The organism is bacterium, assembly GCA_030685015.1.
GTDB lineage: Bacteria > CAIWAD01 > CAIWAD01 > CAIWAD01 > CAIWAD01 > CAIWAD01.
The window spans coordinates 1-9661 of record JAUXWS010000080.1; the positions used below are offsets into that span (position 1 = coordinate 1).

The window sequence follows — 9661 nt, forward strand, 5'->3', positions numbered from 1 at the left end:
AGTCCCACCCACGTGGTGGACGTGTTACTCTCATGCATGGCCGGGCTCCTTACGTTTCTGGGCACTGCCCAGTGTGGCTCTGGTCCCTCGTGGATCAACCCACGGCCAACGTAGGGACCCGGCCGTTCCATAAGGTCTAGAAGTCCTTTGGTGGCCTGCCCTGTCCACATGACAGGGCGACAGACAACAAGCGCAGGCGCCCCGGATCCCAGGACCCGGAGCGCTCTGTATGACTGTTGGGGGGCAAGGGTTTCGAAGAAGTCGTCTGTCCCCAGACTGTCCACTGCCAGTCCCCCCGCCCTTGTCCGAGGCCCCCATGTGATTGACCCACCCTTCCAACATCTCAGCAGGCGAAATAACTTTGTATAGCCGTTGATGGGCAAGGGTTTCGAAGAAGTCGTCTGTCCACAGACTGTCCACAGACTGTCCCCGGACTGTCCACAGCCAGTCGTCCCGCCCCTGTCCGAGGCCCCATGTGACCGATCCCACCCTTCCAGCATCTCAGCAGGCGAAATAACTTTGTATAGCCGCTGATGGGCAAGGGTTTCGAAGAAGTCGTCTGTCCCCAGACTGTCCCCGGTCTGTCTGCAGACAGTTCCCCTGTCACCAGCCCCTGTTCGACGCCCCCATGTGAGCAGTCTGACCCTCAAGCATCCCAGGGTGCGGGATAATCATGTATGTCTGCTGTTGGGCAAGCGTTTCGAGGAAGTCGTCTGTCCCCAGACTGTCCCCGGACTGTCCCCAGACAGTCCCCCATCCCCTGTTGTTCCGACGCCCCCATGTGACCCATCTCACCCTCCCGGGTGCGACCTCGTCATCCCCTGCGGTACCATTGAATGCGATCCTTGTGCCAGAGATGCGGTGGAAGTGGAACGAGGCCCCAGCTTAGCGGCAGACGGGGCCTCGTTCACGTCTGGTGGCATCAGCAATCCGCCTGTGGGATACTCCAGGCATTGCGACGTCAATGGTCAAGCACAGTGCCAGGCCACTGGTCGATGGCAGACCGCTGCTTCGACTCCTTCGGGATGCAATGAGGACGAGCCCCCGGGCGGGGGCTCGTGTCGTCCTGATCATGATCATGCAAGGGAAGGGCTACCGCAGCAAGGTGACCTTCTGCACGAAGCGGCGTCCGGATGCCTCCAGGACCACCAGATAGGTGCCGCTGGGCAAGCCCTCCGCCCGCCAAGTCCGGTGGTGCCGGCCGGCGGCCAGGGGCTGGTCCTGGATCAGATGGGCCAGTTCCACGCCAAGCAGGTTGAAGACCCGGAGGTTGACCGTGGCGGCAGCGCCCAGCTGGAAGGAAAGCTGGGTGGCGGGATTGAAGGGGTTGGGCCAGGCGGCCTCCAGACCCCAGTCAGCGGGCACCTGGCCTGCTGGCACGTGGGTGGTCTGCATCGTGGTCAGGTTGCGGATCACCGACCATTCGCTCCAACCGGCCAATCCGTCGCACATGACGCGCCACCAGTAGGTGGTGGCCGGCTGCAGCACATTGCGCAGCAGGACGTAGTGGGCCAACACGCCGGTGGTGTCCACCACGGTGTCGGCGAATCCCGGATCGGCCGACACCTGCACGCGGTAGCTCTGGGCGCCGGTGACGAAGTTCCACACCAGCACCGTGGGATCCAGGTTGACATTGACGGCCCCGTTGAGCGGCGTGGCCGGCGCCGGGGGCGGCGTCTGGTCCCAGTAGGCGGTGAAGAATCCCGCCGTGGGTGACCAGGGACCCGTGCCCTGCACGCCGTGACTGCGGATGCGCCAGTAGTATTGGCTGTAGTGCAGCAGATCCTCCACGGCCACCTGGGTGCCGGTCAGGCCGCTCAAGGTGAGCACGGGCTGCTGGAATCCGGCATCGTCGTCGATCACCAGCTCATAGCTGAGCGCGCCTTCGGCGGCGGCCCACTGGAACAGCGTGGGGGTGCAGGCCACGTCCTCGCTGTTGTTCACCGGATGCGCCATGACAGGCGCCGCCTGATACTGCATCGGCAGCAGGTTGACGACCGCGCCCTGGCCCTCGCTGAAGTTGTTGCCGCCGGGAGTCAGGGCGTCGATCAGGAACCAGCCGTTGTAGGCTCCGCTCCAGCCCCAGTTGAGGTGGAAGTATCCGTCCTCGCGCCAGCCGTCCAGGTTGAAGGCGTGGCCGCCGCTCCCATAGCCGCTGTGCAGGATGGGACGGCCGGCGTCGAGCTCCTGGCGCAGGCGATTGCGCCAACCCGTCCAGGTGAAGTTGCTCTTGGCGATGAATTGGGCGTTGGGGTAACCGAAGTTGTCACGCATGGCCGTCAGGGCGGTGGGGTTCCCCCAGCCCACATAGGCGCCGCTGCCGTCCGGCCCGTACATCATGTCCACGGCGATGCCGCAGTGATACAAGAGCTCGGCGGCCTCGACCGTGGGGGAGTTGGCCTGGATCTGGCTCCAGTCGTAGGTGGCGGCGGAGAAATCCGCGTAGAGCCAGCCATAATCGGACATGTAGCCATGGCTGCCGAAGCCTTGCCAGGGTTGCTGCCAGTAATGCATGATCTGGCCCATGGAAGTGGCCACGCAGCCGGCCCACACCCGGCCGCCGGGACCGCCGCCGTCCGCGGGACAGAAGGCATTCCATCCGGCGCCCTGGTCCCACGTGCAGGTCAACAGAGGCAATACGCCCAGCTCGCGGCTGGCGGGGGCATCCCCCCGCAGCACCGTGTGCCACCCCACATGCGCAGCCCATCCGTTCAAACGCGCCTGCCGGACTTCCCGCCCGACGATGACCAGAAACTCCTCCAGGGCGGGCGGCAGCTCCCAGGCCGTGGCCTCGCCCTGCTCCGACCATCCCAGCACAGGCTGGAGGGCGTCGTCGGCGGACACCAGCACGAAGCCCTCGGGTTGCAGCGGCACCAGCCAGGCGGCCGCATCATCCGCGTTGGGCCACGCGACGGCGGACACGGCCGATCGCGGCTGTCCCGCGTAGGTCCGGACAGCCAGCCAGGCCTCCGCCACCGACGTGGCCAGATCCTGCGATACAGGGGCGGCGAGGGCCGCACTGGCGGCCAGCAGGGTCACGATCAGGCAGCGCCGCATGGGTCGCCTCCAAGCAAAGTGAGTTGCGGTCCTGGACATTATGTCGGCATTTGACATGGCCAGCTCGATTTCTCGACGGAAATCAAACACAAACAGCGCCATCTGCCCAATCCACGGTTCTTTCGCAAAGGACAGGCCAAGTCAGATGGAAGAAGCGGGCGCTCAGAGCCCCATGGGCAGAACCCGCTCCACCGCTGCCAGCAGATCGGCGTCCAGGGGATCCACCTTCGGCTCGAAGCGGGCCACCACCTGCCCCTGCGGGTCCACCAGGAATTTGGTGAAGTTCCACTTGATGGGCCCGCGCAGCGGCTCAGGACTTTGCTCGGTCAACGCGCGATACAGGGGGTGCGCCTCCGTCCCTTGTACCTTCAGCTTGGCAAACATGGGGAAATCCACCGCAAAGGTGTTCTCGCAGAAGGCGAGGATCTCCTCGTTGCTGCCCGGCTCCTGTCCCATGAAGTCATTGCAAGGGAATCCCATCACCACCAGGCCGCGGGAACCATAACGGCGGTGCAGCTCTTCCAGGCCGGCGTACTGCTTGGTGAAGCCACATTTTGAGGCCGTGTTGACGATCAGCAGGGCTTTGCCGCGATAATCATCCACCTTCTCCTCGCGGCCGTCGATGCGGGTGATGGTCTGGTCGAGCGCCACGTGTCCTCCTGCTCTCTGCAATTGATCGGCGGAGCTGCGCCCGTTCAATCCACAAGCCGAACAGGCGAGCAGGACAAGCGAGAAGACCTGTCGCGACAAGGACTTAATGGTCATGTACATAACCACTCCCCGTTGTCCGCGCAAGTTAAGTTGGGCAATCAAAACTTACATCAGGCGTGTACCCGTCGAGGACGGTGGCCTTGGTGCTCGGCTACTCGCTTCCCCTGCCGTCCTCAACGGCTTGGCAGGTTGCGCAAACACCGTAGAAGGTCAGTTCGTGGAAATCCTGGACGAATCCCGGTGGCACGAGGCTGTTCACCTCAGGCCGGCACCCGCTGATCTCAGTGACAATCCCGCAACGAAAGCAATAGAAATGGTGGTGATGTCCCGTGTCCGAGCGCTCGAATCGTGGGGCTTCACCGGCAATGTGCACCTCGCGCAGGAATCCTTCCTGGGAAAGCAACCGCAGATTTCGGTAGATCGTGGCGAGGCCCATGCGGGGTACGATCGCCTGGGCCAAGGAGAGGATCTCAAGGGGCGTCAGCGGTCGAGCCTCCTTCAGGATCACCTCGCGGATGGCGCGTCGTTGCCGAGTGTCACGTTGCATAGAGCTCTCTTGATTTGACGGAGACCCTCAGTGGCGGATGATCGGTGCGCGGATTGCCGAGGCGCACGCCATCCCTGGACGTGTTTCGCGAGTCTTGTTGACATTCCCTTTTCATTTCATGACGTTAATCATCGCACGTGACGGGATCCTGGCGGATTTCTCCCGTCATGGGCACGACCCGTTTCACACCTCCCAGACAGCGGCCTCCCTCGGAGGCCGTTGTCATATCGGCACAGTCAGGTTGTTCCCTTTCCGCCTGGCGGTTCCCCGCATCGTGTCACTTGATCAGCAAGAGCTTCCGCACCGCCTCTTCGGTCCCATCCTCCAGTGCAAGGAAGTAAAGCCCCGATGCCAGACCACGGCCGTCCACCCTCAGCGTGTGGGATCCAGCGGACACTTCGCCCCTGTGCAGGACAGCGACTTCGCGGCCCGCCACATCATGCAAGGTGATCAGCAGGTTGGTCGATCGATGCAGTGTGTAGGGAATGCGTGCCATAGGGTTGAAGGGATTTGGATGTGGCATGCCAAGCGTGAAAGCGGGTGCTCGCTGCCCGCTTGCCCGGGGAGGCAGGGGCGTGCCCGGCTGCAGCAACTCGACCACGGCGCCCATCCATTCCTGCCGGCTGTTGGTGTTGGCCATGCCGGAGATGGCTTCCAAACCGAAGCCGCAAGCGAACAAGGTCATCTCCATGTCCCAATGGGCAGCTCCCAGGATGGCCGCTTCCTGGCTGTTGCGATAGACGGCCAGCGGCACGGAGTATTCGACACCCTCGCAAGCCTGCAGAGAGCTGCGGCCGACCTGGTTGCCGGCTCCGCCCGCCCCGATGAGCAGGGCGCTTAAACCTTCAAACACGGTTCCGGGCAAGCCATCCACCACCACATCGGCCACATTGGTGCTGAGCGGTTGGAAGAGGCATTCGGCCGCGGGCTGGTCCCAGGCGTCCTGACCGCTGACGAACACCGTGCCTTGAGCAAGTGTGTGGATCCCGCGCAAGTAGGATTGCTGGTCGGCCTCCAGCACCTGGCCGCCGGCTCCGGTGAACCAGAGCAGGGCGCTGTGGTCGGGCAGCCCGGGGGGGGGCAGCGGATCGAGATCAACGCGCAGGTGATCGGTGAAGACGCGCAATGAATCAAGCGAATCCTCGTAGTAGGGAAGCAGATTCATCTGGGAGCCGGGCATGGCCAGCAGGAGCCAGGGGTCGCCCATGGGCAGGCGGAAGGAGCTGGTCTGTGCGGTGTGGCCGAAGCTGGTGGAATGCAGGACAAGGTCGGCATAGGCCATCCCCGACTGGTTCCAGCCGCTGATTTGCACGTGGCCAGTCGGCAGGGTCACAACTGTGCCACCGCCGGCCTCGGGCACGGGCTCCCAAGCACCGGCCACATCCAGGGTGGAGCTGCCCAGGCTGAACTGGATGTCCGTGTCCCAGCCGCCCACGTTCTCCACGGTCAGGCTGAGCCAGGCCCAATCGCCTGGGGCCAGGTCGCCGTCCCCGTTGCCGCCTTCGCTGTCGTCCATGGTGAAACTCCGCACCTGCCACAGCGGAGGACCCGGCTGCGGTGGCACGGTGACGTGACGACAAAGGACAGTTTCCCGATGGTTGAAAAGCAGGGTGTCAAAAACGCCCGGCAGAAGCCAACTGTGCTGTGTGGAGGGGTCTTCGATCCAGACGAAGGTGTCCAGCAGCGCCGCGCTGGTGAGGAGGCGGATGGGAAGGCGGGCCCGGAAGGACTCCTGCACCTGATGGCTTTGGTTGACCGTCAAATGGATGCGGCAGAAGTCCCCCTCCTCCCGCTGCTCGGTCACGGTGTGGTAGGTCGGGTAGCCACCCCGGTAGATCCATTGCTGGAAGAACCAGTCCAGATCCAGTCCAGAGGCGGCTTCCATCGCCTCTTGATACTCCCGGGCGTCCACCGTGCCGTGGCGGTGTGCCGCCAGCCAGTCGCGCTGGGCTTGGTGGAAAGCGACCTCCCCCATCAGATCCCGCAACATGTGGAGGACGCTGGCCGCCTTCTCATACTGGTTGATGGTGAAGAGGTTGTTGGGCGGGGGAGCATGGATGGGCTGGAACTGCGTGTCCCAATTGAGATAGGTCTGTTGGATCAGGCGCAGGTACTCCAGGAAAGCGTCTGCGCTGCCACCGGCAAGATGTTGATAGAAATACGCTTCGGCATAGGTGGCCCATCCCTCGTTGAGCCAGACATGGCGGAAGTCGACGGGCGTGACGCTGTCCCCCCACCACATGTGGCTCAATTCGTGGGCGATGATCGACTCGTACTGCAGGCCGGCGGCAATGATGCCGCTGCCGATGGTTGTGCAGGTCTGATGCTCCATGCCACCCATGCCACCATAGATGGGCGCCTCACCCATGGCGTAGCTTGAGAAGGGATACCCGCCCCACAAGGACGTGAAACAGGCCAACATCTGATCCATCCGGGACACCGCCTGCCATGCCGGTGCCACATGCTGGGGGTAGACGAACCAACGCATGGGCAGGCCGTTCCAATTATCCTCCAGGATGGTCAGGCGTCCGCATGCAAAGCTGACCAGGTAGCTGCTCATGGGGACATCGTGGCGATAGGCCCAGGTGCTGGTGCCGTCTCCATGGTGCGTGATCCCAAGCAATTCGCCGTTGGCCAGGGTGGCAAAGGTCGAGTCGGCCCGCACGGAAACACTCCACAGCGCTTTGTCATGCGGTTCATCAAAGCAGGGCAGCCAGTTGCGCGTGCCCCACGGATCGGACAGGGTATAGGCGATCTGCGGGGAGACGGAAAGCCCCAGCCCATTCTCCCAGACGGGCGGACCGGCGTAGTGCAGCACAAGCCTGGCACTGTCCCCGGGAGCCAGCGCATGACCGGCCAGGTCGAGGAGGAGCCGGTCCGCCTCGCGGGTGAAGGGGGTCGCCTGGCCGTTGAGGCAGACGTCCGCCACCGTGTAGCCGCGCAGGTGGAGTTGAAGAGCGTCCAGCGCCTCGCGTGCCACCAGGTCGATGGTCATCGAGGCCTGCAGGTGGGCGGGCGGCCCAAAGCTGAGCCACAACGAGGCGTCATAGCGCAGGGCGTCGTAGGCGTGAAGGCTGTCCACCCGCTCGTCACCCTGCGCCACCGGTGCCAGCGGCCGGCGGTGCAGGAAGCGTGAGGAGTCGGCGAAGCCCCCCCACAGAGCAGCCTGTCGGACGTGGGCCTTTGATGGGTTTCGCGCCCATGTCGTGGACCATTCGGCGGGGATTTCGCGCCGCGTAATGGTATTTACTCGCAAGAAATCTGCGTCGGATGGGACCGGCTGGCCCGACGCGAGCATCGGGTGGGGCGATGAAGACCGCACAGCGACCAAGCCCGACAGGCTGCTGGCAGGCTGTGGAGACTCTGCTGCCCAGGTTGGGCCACTCGCCAGGAGCTGACCGGCCAGGCAAAACAACTGCAGGATGCCGCCAGGTCGCCACTCTTTCAAAGAGTGCTGCATCGATATGATTCCAATACACATCATGTGGATCTGGCCAATGTCTGCCGCGCCCATCGGCACGCCGCCTCCTTGTCGGTCAAGCGATCCTCCAGCTGCAGGGCCTCCAGTTCTTTGACCATGGCTCCCAAGGCGGGACCGGGCGGCGAACCCATTTCCATCAACTCCGTACCTGTGAGCAGGGGAGATGGATGCCACCTTGATTGGTGGTATGCCACAAGCTGAGCCATCTGCGACCAGGCTACCGGCGCGGCCTGTGGCACGTGGCATGCCACCTCGCGAAGCCAGTCCGACTCAGGTCCGCGCAGGATGCGCAACTGGTCGGCCAGCCGCAGGGAGGGAAAGGTGGACAGCTGGCATAGCACCCGGGCAAGCTCTTCCATCATGGCCACATCCCGCCGGGAGCCCCGCAAGGACCGCATCAGGCAGGCAAGGGCGTGGGCGGCCTCCCGCATGCGGCCGGGCGTCAGCTCCGCAAACTCATGGCCCGCCACATCCAGCAAGAGGCAGGCCAAGCCACCACGTTGCATGTCGCACCGCCCCGGCACCGCAATCGTCCGGCTGGCCGTTTTCCATGCCTGTCGCCAATGGCCGCTGGCACCGCTCCCCAGCCAGGGCGCGCGGTGTTGATCCCACTTCCCGGCCTCTTCGCGCAGCCATCGGCACAGCACGGGCCACAAGGCCGCGTCTTCCAGCAAATCCAAGCCCACGCCCGCGGCCGGGGCGGCCAGGAGCTTGTCCAGTTCCTGACGCACCCGTTCCAGGCTGACCACCACCAGATGTCCGGCATGGTCGCGGATGGCCTGGAGGGTGGCGCTGTCCACGCCGAAGCCCAGCTGGGCGGCGAAACGGACGGCCCGCAGCATGCGCAGGCGATCCTCGGCGAAGCGTTCCTCCGGCGGGCCGATGGTGCGGATGAGCCGGGCGGCCACATCCGCCTGGCCGCCCACCCAATCCATCAACTCGCCGGTCTCTGGATCCCACAGCATGCCATTGACGGTGAAGTCGCGCCGGCGCACGTCTACCAGGGCGGTGGAGAAGCGGACCTGCCCCGGGTGGCGGCCGTCCATGTAGCCGTCCTCCTCGCGGAAAGTGGCCACTTCGAAGTCGCGGCCACAGTGACGGACGATCACCACGCCGAAGCTCTCGCCAACGGCAAAGGTGCGGGGAAAGAGGGCGCGCACCTGCTCCGGAGTGGCGGAGGTGGCGATGTCGAGGTCGGTCTGCACCCGGCCCAGCAGGTAGTCGCGCACGGCGCCGCCGGCGATGAAGGCTTCGTGGCCCGACTGGCGCAGGGTGCGGATGATTTCCCGTGCCGGCTGGTAAAGTCGGGGTGGTGCGAACTCGATCTTCATGGCAGGGGCAGCATAGCATTCCGGCAGAAGCGGCGTGGGCTGAACGCGTCGTGTGGAAGAATTGATCGACCCAGGACGGGGGTACACATTCGACAGGGAGATGAAGCTGTACCATCGTTTAATTCATGCATGAGGGTTGATGGACCCTGGGCATGACCTTTGCGCCGTTGGATCCTGAGGCAGTCGTTCGGAATGATTCAAGCCATCATCAATTCGAAGTCAGCAACACTTTTTCACTTCCTGCCCGCCAAGAAGTGTCAAAAGGCTCGTGTCCGGGTGGTTGAAGCGCTTGGTCGCGACCAATCTTGAACACTTGGTGACGGGCCTTAAACAAGGAGCGCTGGAATGAGACGAGCCTTGACGGGCTTCCTTGTGGTTGCGGCCCTGGCTGGTTCCGCAATGGCGGGCACGTTTTCGAGCGGGCTGGAACGGCTGGTGGCGGGTCGATCCGCCTCGGAGTCGATCACAGTGCTGATCAGCATGACGGACCAGGTGGACGTGGCGGGCCTGGACGCCGATCTGCGGGCGCGCCGG

Annotated in this window: 6 protein-coding genes; 1 reads left to right on the forward strand and 5 read right to left on the reverse strand. The window is 64.1% G+C overall.

Annotated features, from left to right (window positions below; all coding sequences use genetic code 11):
* Positions 1-1092: 1092 nt before the first annotated feature.
* The 5 genes from Q8O14_11630 to Q8O14_11650 all read right to left on the reverse strand — a co-directional run bounded on the left by Q8O14_11630 (position 1093) and on the right by Q8O14_11650 (position 9127).
* Positions 1093-3057, reverse strand: coding sequence for a C10 family peptidase (locus Q8O14_11630; GenBank protein MDP2361377.1), 1965 nt, complete (start codon positions 3055-3057; stop codon positions 1093-1095).
* 162 nt (positions 3058-3219) lie between these two features.
* Entirely contained in the window at positions 3220-3828 is a 609-nt protein-coding gene (locus Q8O14_11635; GenBank protein MDP2361378.1) for a glutathione peroxidase, read from the reverse strand.
* A 91-nt stretch (positions 3829-3919) separates the two neighbouring features.
* Positions 3920-4315 carry a transcriptional repressor gene (locus Q8O14_11640; protein MDP2361379.1) on the reverse strand — a complete coding sequence of 132 codons (396 nt, stop codon included), beginning with the start codon at positions 4313-4315 and terminating at the stop codon, positions 3920-3922.
* Between the two features lie 277 nt (positions 4316-4592).
* Positions 4593-7418 carry a M1 family aminopeptidase gene (locus tag Q8O14_11645; GenBank protein ID MDP2361380.1) on the reverse strand — a complete coding sequence of 942 codons (2826 nt, stop codon included), beginning with the start codon at positions 7416-7418 and terminating at the stop codon, positions 4593-4595.
* Positions 7419-7795: 377 nt separating this feature from the next.
* Positions 7796-9127 (reverse strand): hypothetical protein, encoded by a 1332-nt coding sequence (locus tag Q8O14_11650; protein ID MDP2361381.1) that lies wholly within the window; start codon positions 9125-9127, stop codon positions 7796-7798.
* Between the two features lie 345 nt (positions 9128-9472).
* Here Q8O14_11650 and Q8O14_11655 point away from each other — a divergent pair.
* On the forward strand, positions 9473-9661 hold a 189-nt coding region (locus Q8O14_11655; protein MDP2361382.1), incomplete at its 3' end, for a hypothetical protein.

Bases quoted from the DNA above. Each gene is read 5' to 3' on its own strand.
- Q8O14_11630 (MDP2361377.1), bottom strand. From the start codon at position 3,057: ATGCGGCGCTGCCTGATCGTGACCCTGCTGGCCGCCAGTGCGGCCCTC.
- Q8O14_11635 (MDP2361378.1), bottom strand. From the start codon at position 3,828: ATGTACATGACCATTAAGTCCTTGTCGCGACAGGTCTTCTCGCTTGTC.
- Q8O14_11650 (MDP2361381.1), bottom strand. From the start codon at position 9,127: ATGAAGATCGAGTTCGCACCACCCCGACTTTACCAGCCGGCACGGGAA.
- Q8O14_11640 (MDP2361379.1), bottom strand. From the start codon at position 4,315: ATGCAACGTGACACTCGGCAACGACGCGCCATCCGCGAGGTGATCCTG.